Below are 16,209 nucleotides of genomic sequence, written 5' to 3'. Positions count from 1 at the left end.
GATGGGCGCCGACCTGCTTTCCCAGGACGAGATCGACGCCCTCCTGCACGGCGTCGACTCCGGTGCGGTGGATACCGAGCCGGAACCGGTCGATCCGACCGAGGTCCGGACCTACGACCTTGCCAGCCAGGAGCGCATCGTCCGCGGTCGCATGCCGACCCTGGAGATGATCAACGAGCGCTTTGTCCGCCTGTGGCGGGTCGGCCTGTTCAACCTGCTACGAAGATCGGCCGAGCTCAGCGTGCGCGGCATCGAGCTGCACAAGTTCATGGACTATGTGCACACGCTCTATGTCCCGACCAACCTCAACCTGGTCAAGCTCAAGCCGCTGCGCGGCACGGCCCTGGTACTTTTCGAGCCCAAGCTCGTGTTCACCGTGGTCGACAACTTCTTCGGCGGCGACGGCCGCTACCCGACCAAGATCGAAGGCCGGGAGTTCACCCCGACCGAGATGCGGGTGATCCAGCTGATGCTCAAGCAGACCTTCGAGGACCTGCAGGAGGCCTGGGCGCCGGTGCTGAAGGTCGAGTTCGAGTACCTCAACTCCGAGGTCAATCCGCACTTCGCCACCATCGTCAGTCCGCGCGAATACGTGGTGGTGAGCCGATTCCACGTCGAGCTGGAAGGAGGCGGCGGTGAGCTGCACGTCACCCTGCCCTATTCCATGATCGAGCCGATCCGCGACCTGCTCGACGCTGGCGTCGCCAGCGACCGGGTCGACCGCGACGAGGGCTGGATCACCGCGATGCACGAGCAGCTGCGCGAGGCCGAGGTCGAGTTTGCCTGCACGCTTGGCGAGCTGCGTTCGACCATCGGCAGCGTGGTCAACTGGAAGCCCGGAGACATCATCCCCTTCGAGATGCCCGACGAGGTGCCGCTGTCGATCGAGAAGCAGCCCCTGTTCTACGGCAAGTTCGGCGTCTCCGACGGCCATGCGGCGGTGAGGATCGAACGCATCGTGCCGCCGGTACGCACCATGACCCAGCTCGAACTGACCAAGGCAAAAGTGATATGAGTGGCAAGCAAGGCGACGCCGACAAGATGAGCGAGGCCGAACTGGCCATGTGGGGCGACCTGTCCGAACAGACCGCGCAGCCCGCCGCGGAAAGCCCTTCGACGTCGAAGCCCTCGGCCGGCGAAATGAACCTCGATGTGATCCTCGACGTGCCGGTGACGGTTTCGCTCGAGGTCGGCCGCGCACGGATGCCGATCCGCAACCTGCTCCAGCTCAACCAGGGTTCGGTGGTGGAGCTTGAACGCGACGCCGGCGATCCGTTCGACGTCTACGTCAATGGCACCCTGATCGCCCACGGCGAGGTGGTCGTGGTCAATGAGCGCTTCGGCATCCGCCTGACCGACGTGATCAGTCCGTCGGAACGGGTCAAGCGGCTCAAGTGAGCGGCGTGGAATCGGCCGCGGGCACCGGCACCCTCGGCGCGCTGGGCGGGTCACTGATCGCCCTGCTGCTGGTTGTGGGCCTGATCCTGCTTCTGGCCTGGCTGCTGCGCAAGCTGCCCGGCGGCGCCCTGCGCGCGCATCGCGACCTGCGCGTCGTGGCCCAGGTCGGGGTCGGGGTGCGGGAACGGGTGGTGGTGGTCGCGGTCGGCGATACCCAGCTGCTGCTCGGGGTCACGTCGGAGAACGTCAACCTGCTGCACCGTCTGGAAACCCCGCTGCCCGAGCAGCCGGCCGCGGATTTCCGAGCCCTGCTCAAGCGTACCCGCGAGGAGGCCGACCGCTGATGCGCGCCCTGCCCTCGCTGCTCGGCCTGCTGGCCCTGCTGATCGCCCCGGCGGCCTTTGGCCAGGCCCTGCCGGACGTGACCGTGGCCCGGGTCGGCAACCAGGACGTCAGCCTGTCCCTGCAGGTGCTGCTGGTGATGACCTTCATCACCCTGCTGCCGGCGGTGCTGCTGGGGATGACCGCCTTCACCCGGATCATCATCGTGCTCGCCCTGCTGCGCCAGGCGCTTGGCACCGGGCAGACACCCTCAAACCAGATCCTGCTCGGGCTCGCGCTGTTCCTCACCTTCCTGGTGATGATGCCGGTGCTGGACGCCTCCTGGCAGGCCGGCATCTCGCCCTACCTCGACGGCACCCTGCCGGCGCGCGAAGCCTTCGATGCCGCCATCCAGCCGCTGCGCGCCTTCATGTTCGCCCAGGTCCGCGAGCGCGACCTGATGACCTTTGCCGGGCTCGCCGGCAGCACCGGCTACACCAGCCCGGACGAGGTTCCGCTGCACGTTCTGGCCTCGGCCTTCCTCACCTCGGAGCTCCGCACCGCCTTCGAGATCGGCTTCCTGCTGTTCATTCCCTTCGTCATCATCGATCTGGTGGTGGCCAGCGTGCTGATGTCGCTGGGCATGATGATGATGTCGCCGATGCTGGTCTCGGCGCCGTTCAAGATCCTGCTTTTCGTGCTGGTCGATGGCTGGATCCTGGTGGTCGGTTCGCTGGCGGGGAGCTTTGCCATCCCATGACCCCGGACCAGGCCCTCACCGAGCTGCGCGCTGCGCTGGAGACGGCCCTGATGGTCGGTCTGCCGATGCTGCTCACGGTGCTGGTGATCGGCGTGGTGCTGGGCATCGTCCAGGCCGCCACCCAGATCAATGAGCCAACCATCGCTTTCGTCGCCAAGGCGATATCGCTGGCCCTGCTGTTGGCGGCGGCCGGCGCCTGGATGCTGGGCAGGCTGGTCGACTTCACCATCAACCTCTACCAGCGCATCCCGCAGCTGATCAGCTAGGGCCGCTCGCCGTGGACGCCACCACCGGGGTACTGATCGACGGGGTCTGGCTCTTCGACTACCTGGCCTCGGTGGTCTGGACCGCACTCCGCGTCGGTGGCTTCTTCATGGTGGCGCCGATCATCGGCACCCGCTCCCTGCCCACCCGGGTGCGCATGATCTTCGTCCTGGCCCTGTCCACCGTGCTCGCACCGCTGGCCGATCCACCGCCCCTGCTCTCGCTCAATGCCGCCTCGGTGCTGACCCTGCTGACCGAGATGGCGATCGGCATCGCGCTCGGCTTCACCCTGCGCGTCGCCTTCGAGGCCGCCGCCGTGGCCGGCGAGATGGTCGCCCAGGGCATGGCACTGGCCTTCGCCCAGCTTGCCGACCCGCTGCGCGGAGCGGCGACATCGGGCGTGGTCGGGCTGTGGTTCTACATCGCCTTCGCGCTGCTGTTCTTCGCCTTCGACGGTCACCTCGCAATGATCGATCTGCTGGTGCAGAGCTACCGCTCGCTGCCGATCGGCGCGCCGCTGGTCGATCCGGTGCAGCTGGCCTCGGGCGCGCCGCAGTTCTTCGCCCGCGCCCTGCTGGTCGGGGTCAGCATCGCCCTGCCCCTGATGATGGCAATGATGGTGGTGAACCTCGCCTTCGGCGTGCTCGGCCGCGCCGCGCCGGCGCTGAACCCGATCGCCGTCGGCCTGCCCGCCGCACTGGCCTCGGGCATGCTGCTGATGTCGGTGCTGATCGCCCAACTCAAGGAGCCGGCGCGTGCCCTGTTCGACGCGGCCTTTGCCGCTGCCCTGGACCTGACGAGGTAGGCCATGGCAGAGGGCAACGACGGCCAGGAAAAGACCGAACAGCCAACCGAAAAACGGCTGCGCGAATCCCGCGAGCAGGGCCAGGTGCCGCGCTCGAAGGAGCTGGCCACCGCCGTGGTGTTCGGCTCGGGCGTACTGGTGCTGATGGGCCTCGGCGGCGACATCGGCAAGCGCGTGGCCGCCTGGCTGGCCGATGCGCTCAGCCGCGTCGGCACCCGGGTCGGCGACCCGCGCCTGCTGCCGACGCACTTCTTCGACCTGCTCGGCTCACTGCTGCTGATCGCCACGCCGATCGCCATCGCCGCCCTGGTCGCGAGCCTGCTCGCCCCGGCCCTGCTCGGCGGCTTCAACTGGAGCAACAAGGCGCTGGTCCCGGACTTCTCGAAGATGGACCCGATGAAGGGCCTCAAGCGCATCTACGGCCGCGAGGGCTTTGCCGAGTTCGTGAGGTCGCTGCTACGCGTGGCGGTGATCGGCGGATTCGGGACCTATGCCATCGTCGGCATCGCGCCGGGCCTGCTGACCCTGATGCACAAGCCACTGGAGACCTCGGTCGTCGAGGGGTTCAGCATGGCGCTGAAGATCCTCATCGCCATGGCCATCGGTCTGTTTCTGATCGCACTTTTCGACGCCCCCTACCAGCTCTGGAGCAACCGGCAGAAGCTGCTGATGTCGCGACAGGAGCTGCGCGACGAGATGAAGGAGTCCGAGGGCAGCCCCGAGGTCAAGGGCAAGATCCGTCGCCTGCAGCAGGAGATGGCGCAGCGACGAATGATGGAGGACGTGCCGCAGGCCGACGCCATCCTGGTCAACCCGACCCATTACGCCGTCGCCCTGCGCTACGAGGCGCCGAAGATGCGTGCCCCGGTGGTCGTCGCCAAGGGCGTCGACCTGGTTGCCCAGACCATCCGCACCGTGGGCGAGCGCCACCGCGTGCCGATCATCTCCAGCCCGGCTCTGGCACGGAGCTTGTATAGACAGGTTCAGATCGGGCGGGAAATCCCGGTGGACCTGTATGCCGCAGTGGCCCAGGTACTCACCTACGTCCACCAGCTGCGCCACTGGCGCAGGTATGGCGGGCGCTATCCGGACAAGCCGTCGATCGAAGTTCCTGACCAGCCCGAAAGGTAGGCCATGGCGGCACAGATGACGGTTTTGCAGCGCGGCGGCCTCGCCCTCCGCCAAGGGATTGGCGCGCCGCTGATGCTGCTCGCCCTGCTGGCGATGGTGGTGCTGCCCCTGCCCACCCCGCTGCTGGACGCCTTGTTCACCTTCAACATCGCGCTCTCGCTGGTGGTGGTGCTGTCGGTCATCTACGTCGGCCGCCCGCTGGACTTCAGCATCTTCCCCACCGTCCTGCTGATCACCACCCTGCTGCGCCTGGCATTGAACGTCGCCTCGACGCGCGTCGTGCTGCTCAACGGCCACGAGGGCTCAGCCGCCGCCGGCAAGGTCATCGAAGCCTTCGGCGAATTCGTCATCGGCGGCAACTACGCGGTCGGCCTCGTGGTCTTCGCCATCCTGACCATCATCAACTTCGTGGTGATCACCAAGGGTGCTGGGCGCATATCCGAGGTGTCGGCCCGGTTCACCCTCGACGCCATGCCCGGCAAGCAGATGGCCATCGACGCCGACCTCAATGCCGGCCTGCTTTCGCGCGACGAGGCCAAGGCGCGTCGCGACGAGGTCCGCGAGGAGGCGGACTTCTACGGCTCGATGGATGGTGCCTCCAAGTTCGTCCGCGGCGACGCCATCGCCGGACTCCTCATCCTGTTCATCAACCTGATCGGCGGACTGCTGATCGGCGTCCTGCAGCACGACCTGAGCCTCGCGGATGCAGCCAAGGTTTACGTCCTGCTGACCATCGGCGACGGCCTGGTCGCGCAGATCCCGGCGCTGCTGGTGGCCACCGCCGTCGCCATGCTGGTGACCCGCATCTCGCGCTCCCAGGACATGTCCAAGACCCTGTTCAAGCAGATGCTGGGACAGGAGCGCGCCCTTGCCGTGGCCGCAGGCGTGATGCTGGTGATCGGAATCATCCCCGGCATGCCCAATCTGCCCTTCCTGATCCTGGGCGCGGCCCTTGCCTATGCCGCATGGCTGCTCTACAAGCGCCGCGAACAGGAGCGGGTCGCGGCCGAGGCGCCAGCCACGGCCGCGACGCCTGCGCCCTCGCCCGAGCTGAGCTGGGACGACCTCGCCCCGGTCGATCCGCTGGCCATCGAGGTCGGCTACCGGCTGGTGCCCCTGGTCGAGCGCAAGCATGGCGGCGAGCTGCTGACCCGGATCAAGGGCATCCGCAAGAAGCTGACCCAGGACATGGGCTTCCTGATCCCGCCCGTGCACATCCGCGACAACCTCGAGCTGCCGCCATCCAACTACCGGATCCTCGTACATGGCGTGCCGGTGGCCCAGGGCGAGGTGCACCCCGACCGAGAGATGGCGCTCGACCCGGGACGGGTTTTTGGCAAGGTCGATGGCATCCACGCCAAGGATCCGGCGTTCGGCCTCGACGCCGTATGGATCACCAGCGCCCAGCGTGGCGAGGCCGAATCGCTGGGCTACACCGTGGTCGACCCGGCCACGGTGATCGCCACCCACCTCTCGCATATCGTCAAGGAACAGGCCCAGGAGCTGCTCGGTCACGAGGAGGTCCAGCAGCTGTTGGCCACCCTTGGCCGCAACGCGCCCAAGCTGGTCGAGGAGCTGACTCCGCGGGCCCTGCCCCAGGCGGTGATTGCCCGCGTGCTGCAGAACCTGCTGGCCGAACGGGTGCCGATCCGCCAGTTCAAGAAGATCGCCGAAACCCTGGTCGAGGAAGCGCCGAAGACACAGGATCCCGCCGATCTGACCGCCGCGACCCGCGCCGCGCTGGGCCGCTTCATCGTCCAGGAGATCGGCGGCCTGTCGCCCGAACTGCCCGTCTACACCTTGGCCTCGCAGCTGGAACGGGTCTTGCAAGACTCCGTCTCAGGCAATGCCTCGGCGCTGGAACCCGGTCTCGCCGACCGGATCACCCAGGGCCTGGTGGATGTGGTGAAGCGGCAGGAAGCCCTCGGAGAACCGGCGGTGCTGCTGGTCCCAGGCCCGGTGCGAGCGGTGCTCGCCCGCCTGGTCCGGCACAGCGTCCCGCAGCTCTGGGTGTTGGCCTACCACGAGATCCCGGACGACAAGCGCATCAAGCTGATCGGTTCGGTGGGATAAGGCGTTAAGAGGAAGCAAGCATGAGGATCAAGCGATTTGTCGCCCCGGACATGAGGACCGCGTTGCGCATGGTGCGCGACGACCAGGGTCCGGATGCGGTGATCCTGTCCAGCCAGAAGCTCGACCAGGGCGGCTTCGAGGTGGTTGCGGCCACCGACTACGACGAGGCCCTGGCCCGGCACACCCTGCTCGCCGACCAGCTGCACAACCGCGCGCTGTCGACCGAGGTCAGCCCTGGGGTGGAGTCGATCGAGCGGCGCAGCGAGAGCGCAATCAAGGCCGCCAGCGTCAAGCCGCCACCGGATGTGCTGGCCACCCAGCGCGAGTCGGTCGAGAAGGCCTGGAACGACCATCCCTCGATGCAGGAGCTGCGCCGCGAGCTGTCCAGCATGCGCGAGCTGCTTGAGCGCCAGGCCACGCGGTTCGCCGAGGAGCGCCTGCGCGCGGTCAGCGCCCGCGCTTCGGTGCTCGACGACCTGACCTCCTACGGCTGCGACGCAGAGCTTGCGCGCTCCATCGCCACCGCCGTGCCCGCCGACGCCGATCCGGCGCGGGCCCGCGGCATCATGCTGGGCCTGATGGCCAAGTCGCTGGTGGTCACCCGCAAGGAGCCGATCGAATCCGGCGGCGTCATCGCCCTGGTCGGTCCGACCGGGGTCGGCAAGACCACCACCATCGCCAAGCTGGCGGCCCGCTACTCGGCCGCGCATGGCCCGCGCGACGTGGCCCTGGTCACCACCGACGTGCACCGCTGCGGTGGACGCGAGCAGCTCGCCACCTTCGGTCGCATGCTCGGCATGCCGGTCACCGAAATACACCGCGAGGATGCCCTCGCGCCGGCACTCGACCGGCTTGCGGAGTATCGTCTGGTGCTGATCGACACCCCCGGCTTCGGCCCCCGCGACCGCAATCTCGCCACCCAGCTCCACTGGCTGCGCGCCGCCGGCCGGGTCCGCTGCTTCCTCACCCTGCCGGCCAACGCCCAGGGTCCGGACCTCGACGAGGTGGTCCGACGTTTCCGGGGCGCCGAGCCGGAAGGCTGCATCCTGACCAAGGTCGACGAGACCGGGTGTCTCGGTTCCGCACTCTCGGTCTTGATCCGCCACCGCTTGCCGGTAGCCTATGTAACGGACGGGCAACGGGTGCCCGAGGACATCCAGCGCGCCGAGGCCCATCGCCTCGTGCTGCGTCTGGGCGAGCTGAAGCGGGCCGCCCGGTCCGCCGAGATCAAGGAGAGCGCCGATGCCGCATGACCCTTCCGCCAACCCGCCGGGCGGGCTGCGCGCCGCACCTGCCCCGCCGGCCCGCGCGGTGCGCACCATCGCGGTCAGCGGCGGCAAGGGCGGTGTCGGCAAGACCAGCGTCTCGGTCAACCTCTCGCTGGCCCTGGCCGACGCCGGGCACCGCACCCTGCTGCTCGATACCGACCTGGGTCTGGCCAACGTCGACGTGCTGCTCGGCCTGTCGCCGAAGTTCACCCTCGCCGACGTGGTCGCTGGCCGCTGCAGTATCGAGGAAACCCTGCTCACCGGGCCGAAAGGCCTGATGGTGGTGCCGGCGGCCTCGGGCAAGCGGCACATGACCGACCTGTCGCCGGCCGAGCACGTCGGGCTGATCCGGGCCTTCTCGGACATGCAGCACCCGCTCGACACCATGATCATCGACACCGCCGCCGGCCTTGGCGAGAGCGTGCTCACCTTCTCCCAGGCAGCCCACGAGGTGCTGGTGGTGGTCTGCAACGAACCGGCCTCGATCACCGACGCCTACGCCCTGATCAAGGTGTTGTCGCGCGAGCGCGGGGTCGCCCGCATGCACGTCGTCGCCAACATGACACGCAGCGCCGGCGAGGGCCGCGAGCTGTTCGACAAGCTTTCCCGGGTGACCGACAAGTTCCTCGACGTCAACCTCAACTTCCTCGGCGCCGTTCCGTACGACGAATGGATGCGCCGGGCGATCCAGCGCCAGCAGGCGGTGCTTCAGGCCTTCCCGGCCAGCGCGGCCTCGCTCGCCTTCCGCGCGCTGGCGCAGAAGATCGACAAGTGGCAAGCTCCGGCCATGCCCAGAGGAAACGTCGAATTCTTTGTCGAGCGGATGATCCCGGGGGCGGGAGCGGCAGCGTGATCGATGGCAGCTCCCTCGCTCTACCGCGAAGCGGCGCGCACGAGCACAAGTGACCAGGTCTCGCGGCACGCCGAACTGGTCCGGCGCATCGCGCATCACCTGGCGGCCCGCCTGCCGCCCAGCGTCGAAGTCGACGACCTGATCCAGGCCGGCATGGTCGGCCTGATCGAGGCCGTGCGCCAGTTCGACCAGAACGCCGGCGCCAGCTTCGAGACCTATGCCTCGATCCGCATCCGCGGCGCGATGATCGACGAGATCCGCCGCGGCGACTGGGTGCCGCGCTCCGTGCACCGCAAGGTCCGCGAGGCCGCAGAGGCGACCCGCCGGATCGAGCAGCGGGAGGGTCGCGCGGCGAGCGCCAGTGAGGTGGCCCAGGCACTGGGCGTGAGCCTCGACGACTACGGCAAGCTGATGGAGGGCGCGATCCGCGGCCACCTGTTCAGCCTGGAGGAGGATGCCGAGCTGCACGGAGACGCCCGCGTCGCCGAGCACGCTCCGGCCCCGCATGCCCGGCTGGAGACCGCCGAGTTCCAGCAGGAGCTGGCCCGCGCGATCGAGGGTTTACCCGAACGCGAACAGCTCATCCTTTCCCTTTACTATGAGCAGGAGCTCAACCTGCGCGAGATCGGCGCCGTCCTCGGCATCACCGAATCCCGCGTCTGCCAGGTCCATGGACAGGCGATGGTGCGACTGCGCGCCCGCCTGAAGGACTGGAGCGGAGCCGAAGCCAACCCATAAGCACGTTGCCGGAGCCACTTTCGTGAACAAGAACATGCGCATCCTGATCGTTGACGACTTCTCGACCATGCGTCGCATCGTCAAGAACCTGCTCAACGATCTGGGCTTCACCAACACCGCCGAGGCCGAAGACGGCAACGCCGCCCTGCAGGCCCTGCGGGCCAGCAAGTTCGACTTCGTGGTCACCGACTGGAACATGCCCGGCATGACCGGAATCGAACTGCTCAAGGAAATCCGCGCCGATGCCGCGCTGGCCAAGATGCCGGTACTCATGGTGACCGCGGAGGCCAAGCGCGAGCAGATCATCGAGGCCGCGCAGGCGGGCGTGAACGGCTACATCATCAAGCCGTTCACCGCGGCCACCCTGCAGGAAAAGCTGACCAAGATCTTCGAGAGGCTGGAGGCGGCATGAGCAATGCCGGGGGGCGGGAGGAACTCATCGCGCGGCTGCATGCCGCGCTCGAAGCGCTGGAAGCCAACGACGAACAGGGTTTCAAGGCTGCCATCAATGCCATCGCCGAGCTGCGCACCAGCCCGGTGATCCAGGCGCTGGCCCGGCTGGCCCGCGAGCTCGGCGAGACCCTGGGCTCCCTGAATGTGGCCGATCCGCTGTTCGCCGAACTGCCCGACGCCAGCGCACGCCTCCAGCACGTGGTCAAGATGACCGAGGACGCCACCCACACTACCCTCGACCTGGTCGAGAAGTCGCGCGAGCTGCTCGACAGCATTCCGCCCGAGGCCGGTGGCGAGGCGCTGGCCGCCGTCCGCAAGAACCTCTCCGAGGTGGCCCTCGCCCAGTCCTACCAGGACCTTACCGGGCAGATCATCAAGCGCGTGGTCGGGGTGGTCGACCGCGTCTATGACACGGTGGCCGCGTTCGGCATCGACGTGCGTGCCGAGCAGCGCAACGACACCGGACTTGCCGGGCCGGCGGTCAAGGGCGTCGACAGCCACGGCGTGTCGCAGGACGACGCCGACGACCTGCTCTCCCAGTTGGACCTCTGAAAGGACACGCCGGCGTGAGCGAGATGACGGATGACATCGCCGCCGACTTCCTGGTCGAGGCCCAGGAGATCGCCAGCCGCCTCGGCGAGGAGCTGGTCGCGCTCGAGCGCAGCCCCGGCGACAAGGAACTGCTGAACGCGGTGTTCCGCGGCTTCCACACGATCAAGGGCGGCGCCGGCTTCCTCAACCTGCAGCCCCTGGTCGAGCTCTGCCACGCGCTGGAGGAGCAGTTCGGACTGGTCCGCTCAAACAAGCGCGCGCTCGATCCCGAACTCTGCGACGGCGCCCAGGAGGCGCTCGACCATGTCGTCCGCATGCTCGGCGAGCTGGGTGCCGGCCAGGCCCTGGGCCCGGCGCCCGACGGGCTGATCGTGCGACTGAATACCCCCGATGCGGGCGGCGGCGCCGCTGCCGCGGCCGGGGCGGGCAAGCCAGCCGGCGAAGGCAGCCAGGCGCCAGCCGGGGCGCCGTCCCAGGTCGCCGCCCCGAAACGGGCCCGCCCGGCCGGCGAGGTGGACAAGCGCTCGATCGAGGCGACGCGCGAGGTGCCGGTCGAAACCACCATCCGCATCGACACCAAACGCCTCGATGCCATCGTCAACCTGGTCGGCGAACTGGTGCTCGCGAGAAACCGCCTGAAGACCCTGCGCGGGGCCCGGCGCGATGACGATGTCGACCGCGCCATCGCCGCTCTGGACGTTTCGACCACCCGCCTGCAGAGCGCGGTCATGAAGACGCGCATGCAGCCGGTCGGACGCGTCTTCTCCCGGTTTCCCAAGGTCGCCCGCGACGTCGCACGGGCGGTGCGCAAGGAGGTCGACCTTGAGCTGGTCGGCGCCGACACCGAGCTCGACAAGACGCTGGTCGAGTCGCTGGCCGACCCGCTGGTCCATCTGGTGCGCAATGCCATCGACCACGGAATCGAGGCGCCCGACGTCCGCGAACGGGTCGGCAAGCCGCGCTGCGGACGGGTGATCCTCGCCGCGCGGCAGGAAGGTGACCACATCGCCATCGAGGTGCGCGACGACGGCGGCGGCATCGACCCCGAGGTGATCAAGGCCAAGGCACGCGAGAAGGGCCTGATCGACGCCGACGCCGCCGCCCGGCTCGGCCCTGACGAAGCCTTCCAGCTGATCTTCCTGCCCGGCTTCTCGACGAAGGCCGAGGTCAGCGACATCTCGGGCCGCGGCGTCGGCATGGACGTGGTCCAGTCGAAGATTCGCGAGCTCAACGGCCGGGTGTCGATCCAATCGAAGCTCGGCGAAGGATCGCGGTTCCTGATCCGGGTGCCGCTGACCCTCGCCATCCTGCCCGCCCTGCTGGTGCACTGCGTCGACCGCGTCTTCGCCCTGCCCCTGGCCAGCGTGCAGGAGGTCCTGCCCTATCAGCCCGAACTGCTGCGCTGGGTCGACGGCCGCGAGATGCTCGACCTGCGTCAGCAGCCCATGCCGCTGGTCTTCCTGCGCCGCTGGCTGGGCGAGGGACCGCTGGACGGCCCCTCCCACGTGGTCCTGCTGATCACCGGCGATGGCCCCATCGGCCTGGTCGTCGACCAGGTGCGCGGCCGCGAGGAGGTGGTGATCAAGCCGTTGCCCAAGTCGCTGCGTGCGGTGAGGGGCCACGTCGGCGCCACGCTGACCGGTGACGGCAGGATGGCCCTGATCCTCGATGTCGATGCGCTCGCACGGAGCTGAAGCGCGCCGCCCCCCTCAAGCTCGGCCGCGGATGGTCGATAGGCATAGATCATGGACGTACTGACCCTGCTCGGATTGACCCTCGGCCTGCTGGCCATCGTCGGCGGGGCGATCGCCAAGGGCGCCGGATTCATGGCGCTGGTCAACGTGGCCGCGTTCCTGATCGTCATCGTCGGCACGCTGGCCGCGATCCTTCTGCATACGCCGATGAAGACCTTCCGCAAGGCCTTCGCGATCCTGCCCTGGATCATCAAGCCACCGCAGACCCGAACCGACCTGCTCATCGCGCAGGTCGTGGAGTGGAGCAATGTCGCCCGTCGCCAGGGTCTCCTCGGCCTCGAGGCGGAGATTGCCAAGATGACCGACCCGATGACCCGGAAGGGACTGCAGATGCTGGTCGATGGCCTGGAGCCCGAGGCCATCCGCTCCATGCTGGAGATCGACCTCGGCAGTCAGGAGCATAGCGAGATGGCCGCGGCCAAGGTTTTCGAGGGCATGGGCATCTATGCCCCGACACTCGGCATCATCGGCGCCGTGCTCGGCCTGATGGCCGTGATGCAGAACCTTGCCGACCCGACCAAGCTCGGCCCGGGCATCGCCGCGGCCTTCACCGCGACGGTCTACGGCATCGCCTCGGCAAACCTGTTCTTCCTGCCGGTGTCAGCCAAGCTCAAGGGCATCATCGCCGGCCGCGTCGCAGAGCGCGAACTGCTCATCGAGGGCCTGATCGCGATCGCGCAGGGCGAGAACCCGCGCAATATCGAAGCCAAGCTCTCCGGCTTTGTCCACTGACGCGCCCATGTCACGACGCAGAGCGCATGAAGATCATGCGAACCACGAGGCGTGGGCGATTCCCTACGGCGACCTGATCACGCTCCTGCTGGCGTTCTTCGTGGTGATGTATGCCATCTCCTCGGTCAACGAGGGCAAGTACCGGGTTCTCTCCTACTCGCTCAACGCGGCCTTCGGCGGGCCGCCCAAGACCCTCAACCCGATCCAGGTCGGCACCCAGATGAGCGGCTCCGACGCCGACCGCTCGCCGCCGATCGTGATCCGCGGTGCGCAGGGCCTGGTGGCGCCGATTCCGGCCAGTCGCCTGCCCAACCTGCCGCGTGTCTCGCGACAGATCCGCAACAACCTGCCCGACCCGATGCTGGCCGCGGACCGCGCCGAGGTGATGCGCGCGCGTGACCAGCTCAACACCATCGGCGACGATATCGAGAGAACCCTGGGCGGGCTGATCGAACGCGACCTGATCGCGGTCAATCGCACCGACCTGTGGATCGAGGTCGCGATCAAGTCCGACATCCTGTTCGCCAGCGGCTCGGCCCTGCCCAACGAGCAGGCGCTGCGCGTGCTCAATCCGCTGGCCGACGCACTGCTCGAAGTGCCGAACTCTGTGCGAATCGAGGGCCACACCGACAACGTGCCGATCGCCACCGCTCAGTTCCCCAGCAACTGGGAGCTGTCCGGCGCTCGCGCTGCCAGCGTGCTGCGGGTGTTCGCCGCGCGCGGCATCGACCCGTCACGGCTGTCCCTGCTGGGCTATGGCGACATGCGTCCCATCGCTGGCAACGACACAGCCGAGGGTCGCCGCGCCAACCGCCGGGTGGTCGTGGTGATCCTCGCCGACATGGCCGAACCCGATGCCATGGCCGACCCGGCCGAAGGCGCACCATCCACCATGGTCGCCCCCATCGACGACAGCACGGAGCCCTGATCGATGCGCATCTGGACCATCGCCAACCAGAAAGGCGGCGTCGGCAAGACCACGACGACGCTGGCCCTCGGCAGCCGCCTCGCGCACCGCGGCTTCCGTGTGCTGCTGCTGGACCTTGATCCACACGCTTCGATGACCCAGGCGCTCGGCCTTGCCGCCGAGCCGCCGACGCCCGGCGTGCTCGAACTCTTCGACGAGCCGCCGCAGCCGATCGCCGGACTGCGTCGCTCAACGCCCGTCGAGGGACTCAGCCTGATTGCCGGCCAGCCTGGCCTCGCCACGCTCGAGCGTCGCGCCGGGCAGAGGCCGGGGCTGGGCCGCGCGCTGGGCGTCGCCTTGTCGGACGTCGCCCATGCCTATGACTACGCCCTGCTCGACTGCCCGCCCACGCTGGGTCTGCTGATGGTGAACGCGCTGGCCGCGGCGGACCGGCTGATCGTACCGACCCAGACCGAGCCCCTCGCTCAGTTCGGCCTGCAGGGCATCGCCCGCACCGCAGCCATGGTCAGCCGCTCGCGGGCGCGACCGCTTCCGATCTCGATCCTGCCGACCCTGTTCGACAAGCGCACCCGGGTCGCCACCGACACCCTGGCCGAGATGCGCACACGTTTCGAGGCACAGTCCTGGAACGACGCGGTGCCGGTGGACACCCGCCTGCGTGACATCCATCATCTGTTGGGACCCGACGGCAACGACAGCCAGGCGCGCGGCCTGCCGGCCTACTCACGGGCGCTGGATTGGCTGCTGGCCAGCGACCACCTCGACGAGGTGGCTTCATGAGCAGGACGCTCGACAGCGGGCTGGCCTGGGCGTGCCGCGGCGGGACGGACAGCGCGGTGCGGAGAGCCGAATGAGCAGCCACGACCTGATCGACGACTACCTCAGCGAGCTGATGGACGACCCGGGCAAGGGCGACCCCAGGGCCGCACAGCACAAGCCATCCGGGAAACAGCCGGCGCCGAGTTCGGACTCGCAGCCCGACCCCGAACCGGCGGCCGATGGGTCGGACAGTCCGGCAGCGGAGCAGGTCGAGGCGCCCGCCGGGGATCCACTGGCCGCATTCCGCGAGGGAAGCCCGAACATCTCGGACGACGAGTTCGAGGCCATGCTCGATGCCCTGGAGGGCAAGCCGCAGGCGGACGACGAACCGTCCATGACCACGACCGCCGACGCTGACTCGGACCCGGAGGCTGCAGCGGATGCACGGGGCGACGCCGATCCGCTGGCCGCATTCCGCCAGGGCAGCGACGAAATCGGCGAGGACGAGTTCGAGGCCATGCTCGACGCCATGCAGGGAAAGCCCTCGCCCGGCCCGGCCGGCGCCGAAGGCGAGGCGGCAGGCGGGGACCCCCTGGCCGCATTCCGCTCGGGGGGCGACGAGATCGGCGAAGACGAGTTCGAGGCGATGCTCGATGCCCTGGAGGGCAAACCCGTCGCGGCCCCGCAGGCTCCGGCGGAGCCTGCGGGGCAAGGCGACGGCGATCCCCTCGCCGCCTTCCGCCAGGGCGGCGACGAGATCAGCGAGGACGAGTTCGAGGCGATGCTCGACGCCCTGCAGGGGTCGGGCGATGCCCCGGCAACTCCGGCGCCCGCCGCGGCACCCGCGCCGGCCAGGACCAGGTCACCACTGCCGACCCCTACCGGTGCCGCCAGCCGCGCCATCGAGGCCCTCCTTCCACCCAGTGAGCCGGCCCCGGCTCATGGCGAGCCCTCCGCACCGTCCGAGCGCCGACGCCGCGCCGAGGACAAGGTCGCGGCATGGCTACGCTTCAACCTCGCCCGACAGAGCTTTGCGGTCGAGGTCCTGAAGGTGCAGGAGGTATTGCGGGTGCCCCTGATCCTGCCGGTGCGCGGCACCGATGAGGCCACCCTGGGCGTCATGAACCTGCGCGGTCAGATCGTGCCGGTGATGGATCTTGCGGTGAGGTTAGGGTTTCCCCCTACAGAGCCCAATGAAGCCAGCCGGGTGATCGTTCTCGAGGAGAAAGGCGAGACGCTGGGCCTGCTCGTCGCCAGCGTCGCCGACGTGGTCAATCTCTCTGAAGGCCGCATGGAACGTATCAGTGGCACGCCTTCGCTGTTGGCCGCCGAGGTCGTTCGCGGGGTGTCCCGACGCGAGGGACTGATCATCATCATGCTCGACGCGAGCCGTCTGTTGGCCTAGCCGGGGCGCCCGGAT

The 16,209-nt window shown here is 68.5% G+C and carries 18 protein-coding genes; all 18 read left to right on the top strand.

Annotated features, from left to right (window positions below):
- Position 1 precedes the first annotated feature (1 nt).
- On the top strand, positions 2-1,015 hold the full coding sequence (gene fliM, locus M0G41_RS15860) for a flagellar motor switch protein FliM (RefSeq protein WP_248210910.1): 1,014 nt from the start codon (positions 2-4) through the stop codon (positions 1,013-1,015).
- On the top strand, positions 1,012-1,398 hold the full coding sequence (gene fliN, locus M0G41_RS15855; protein WP_248210909.1) for a flagellar motor switch protein FliN: 387 nt from the start codon (positions 1,012-1,014) through the stop codon (positions 1,396-1,398). The genes fliM and fliN overlap by 4 nt, the downstream gene beginning before the upstream one ends.
- A gap of 5 nt (positions 1,399-1,403) precedes the next feature.
- Positions 1,404-1,742, top strand: coding sequence for a flagellar biosynthetic protein FliO (gene fliO, locus M0G41_RS15850; RefSeq protein WP_248210908.1), 339 nt, complete (start codon positions 1,404-1,406; stop codon positions 1,740-1,742).
- Positions 1,742-2,479 carry a flagellar type III secretion system pore protein FliP gene (gene fliP / locus M0G41_RS15845; protein ID WP_248210907.1) on the top strand — a complete coding sequence of 246 codons (738 nt, stop codon included), beginning with the start codon at positions 1,742-1,744 and terminating at the stop codon, positions 2,477-2,479. The genes fliO and fliP overlap by 1 nt, the downstream gene beginning before the upstream one ends.
- On the top strand, positions 2,476-2,745 hold the full coding sequence (locus tag M0G41_RS15840) for a flagellar biosynthetic protein FliQ (protein ID WP_248210906.1): 270 nt from the start codon (positions 2,476-2,478) through the stop codon (positions 2,743-2,745). Before fliP ends, M0G41_RS15840 begins: the two co-directional genes overlap by 4 nt.
- Positions 2,746-2,756: 11 nt before the next feature.
- Positions 2,757-3,548: a flagellar biosynthetic protein FliR gene (locus M0G41_RS15835; RefSeq protein ID WP_248210905.1), complete on the top strand. Its 792-nt coding sequence runs from the start codon at positions 2,757-2,759 to the stop codon at positions 3,546-3,548.
- A gap of 3 nt (positions 3,549-3,551) precedes the next feature.
- Positions 3,552-4,679, top strand: a complete 1,128-nt coding sequence (gene flhB, locus M0G41_RS15830; RefSeq protein WP_248210903.1) for a flagellar biosynthesis protein FlhB — start codon at positions 3,552-3,554, stop codon at positions 4,677-4,679.
- Positions 4,680-4,682: 3 nt separating this feature from the next.
- On the top strand, positions 4,683-6,752 hold the full coding sequence (gene flhA, locus M0G41_RS15825) for a flagellar biosynthesis protein FlhA (protein ID WP_425511264.1): 2,070 nt from the start codon (positions 4,683-4,685) through the stop codon (positions 6,750-6,752).
- Positions 6,753-6,772: 20 nt separating this feature from the next.
- Positions 6,773-8,005, top strand: coding sequence for a flagellar biosynthesis GTPase FlhF (flhF, locus tag M0G41_RS15820; RefSeq protein WP_248210900.1), 1,233 nt, complete (start codon positions 6,773-6,775; stop codon positions 8,003-8,005).
- Positions 7,995-8,873, top strand: coding sequence for a MinD/ParA family protein (locus M0G41_RS15815; protein ID WP_248210899.1), 879 nt, complete (start codon positions 7,995-7,997; stop codon positions 8,871-8,873). The genes flhF and M0G41_RS15815 overlap by 11 nt, the downstream gene beginning before the upstream one ends.
- A 3-nt stretch (positions 8,874-8,876) precedes the next feature.
- A complete protein-coding gene (locus M0G41_RS15810; RefSeq protein WP_248210898.1) occupies positions 8,877-9,611 on the top strand; it encodes an RNA polymerase sigma factor FliA in 735 nt (244 codons plus the stop codon).
- Between the two features lie 22 nt (positions 9,612-9,633).
- Entirely contained in the window at positions 9,634-10,023 is a 390-nt protein-coding gene (cheY, locus tag M0G41_RS15805) for a chemotaxis response regulator CheY (RefSeq protein ID WP_248210897.1), read from the top strand.
- Positions 10,020-10,616 (top strand): protein phosphatase CheZ, encoded by a 597-nt coding sequence (locus M0G41_RS15800; protein ID WP_248210896.1) that lies wholly within the window; start codon positions 10,020-10,022, stop codon positions 10,614-10,616. Before cheY ends, M0G41_RS15800 begins: the two co-directional genes overlap by 4 nt.
- Before the next feature lie 14 nt (positions 10,617-10,630).
- Positions 10,631-12,310 (top strand): chemotaxis protein CheA, encoded by a 1,680-nt coding sequence (locus M0G41_RS15795; RefSeq protein ID WP_248210895.1) that lies wholly within the window; start codon positions 10,631-10,633, stop codon positions 12,308-12,310.
- 51 nt (positions 12,311-12,361) lie between these two features.
- Positions 12,362-13,102 (top strand): flagellar motor protein, encoded by a 741-nt coding sequence (locus tag M0G41_RS15790; RefSeq protein ID WP_248210894.1) that lies wholly within the window; start codon positions 12,362-12,364, stop codon positions 13,100-13,102.
- Between the two features lie 7 nt (positions 13,103-13,109).
- Complete coding sequence (motD, locus tag M0G41_RS15785) at positions 13,110-14,030, top strand: flagellar motor protein MotD (RefSeq protein ID WP_248210893.1); 921 nt, start codon at positions 13,110-13,112, stop codon at positions 14,028-14,030.
- Between the two features lie 3 nt (positions 14,031-14,033).
- Entirely contained in the window at positions 14,034-14,810 is a 777-nt protein-coding gene (locus M0G41_RS15780) for a ParA family protein (protein WP_248210892.1), read from the top strand.
- Positions 14,811-14,880: 70 nt separating this feature from the next.
- Positions 14,881-16,194, top strand: a complete 1,314-nt coding sequence (locus M0G41_RS15775; RefSeq protein ID WP_248210891.1) for a chemotaxis protein CheW — start codon at positions 14,881-14,883, stop codon at positions 16,192-16,194.
- The last annotated feature ends 15 nt before the right edge of the window (positions 16,195-16,209 follow it).

The organism is Pseudomarimonas salicorniae, assembly GCF_023156535.1.
Taxonomy (GTDB): domain Bacteria; phylum Pseudomonadota; class Gammaproteobacteria; order Xanthomonadales; family Xanthomonadaceae; genus Pseudomarimonas; species Pseudomarimonas salicorniae.
The sequence above is the reverse complement of the archived record's forward strand: the minus strand, read 5'-3'. Positions and strand labels throughout refer to the sequence as shown.

Excerpts from the sequence above, each read along its gene's own strand:
- M0G41_RS15780 (WP_248210892.1), top strand. The coding sequence starts at position 14,034 with ATGCGCATCTGGACCATCGCCAACCAGAAAGGCGGCGTCGGCAAGACC.
- M0G41_RS15840 (WP_248210906.1), top strand. The coding sequence starts at position 2,476 with ATGACCCCGGACCAGGCCCTCACCGAGCTGCGCGCTGCGCTGGAGACG.
- fliM (WP_248210910.1), top strand. The coding sequence starts at position 2 with ATGGGCGCCGACCTGCTTTCCCAGGACGAGATCGACGCCCTCCTGCAC.
- M0G41_RS15800 (WP_248210896.1), top strand. The coding sequence starts at position 10,020 with ATGAGCAATGCCGGGGGGCGGGAGGAACTCATCGCGCGGCTGCATGCC.
- flhA (WP_425511264.1), top strand. The coding sequence starts at position 4,683 with ATGGCGGCACAGATGACGGTTTTGCAGCGCGGCGGCCTCGCCCTCCGC.
- fliP (WP_248210907.1), top strand. The coding sequence starts at position 1,742 with ATGCGCGCCCTGCCCTCGCTGCTCGGCCTGCTGGCCCTGCTGATCGCC.
- fliN (WP_248210909.1), top strand. The coding sequence starts at position 1,012 with ATGAGTGGCAAGCAAGGCGACGCCGACAAGATGAGCGAGGCCGAACTG.
- M0G41_RS15815 (WP_248210899.1), top strand. The coding sequence starts at position 7,995 with ATGCCGCATGACCCTTCCGCCAACCCGCCGGGCGGGCTGCGCGCCGCA.
- flhB (WP_248210903.1), top strand. The coding sequence starts at position 3,552 with ATGGCAGAGGGCAACGACGGCCAGGAAAAGACCGAACAGCCAACCGAA.
- motD (WP_248210893.1), top strand. The coding sequence starts at position 13,110 with ATGTCACGACGCAGAGCGCATGAAGATCATGCGAACCACGAGGCGTGG.
- M0G41_RS15790 (WP_248210894.1), top strand. The coding sequence starts at position 12,362 with ATGGACGTACTGACCCTGCTCGGATTGACCCTCGGCCTGCTGGCCATC.
- M0G41_RS15810 (WP_248210898.1), top strand. The coding sequence starts at position 8,877 with ATGGCAGCTCCCTCGCTCTACCGCGAAGCGGCGCGCACGAGCACAAGT.
- flhF (WP_248210900.1), top strand. The coding sequence starts at position 6,773 with ATGAGGATCAAGCGATTTGTCGCCCCGGACATGAGGACCGCGTTGCGC.
- M0G41_RS15775 (WP_248210891.1), top strand. The coding sequence starts at position 14,881 with ATGAGCAGCCACGACCTGATCGACGACTACCTCAGCGAGCTGATGGAC.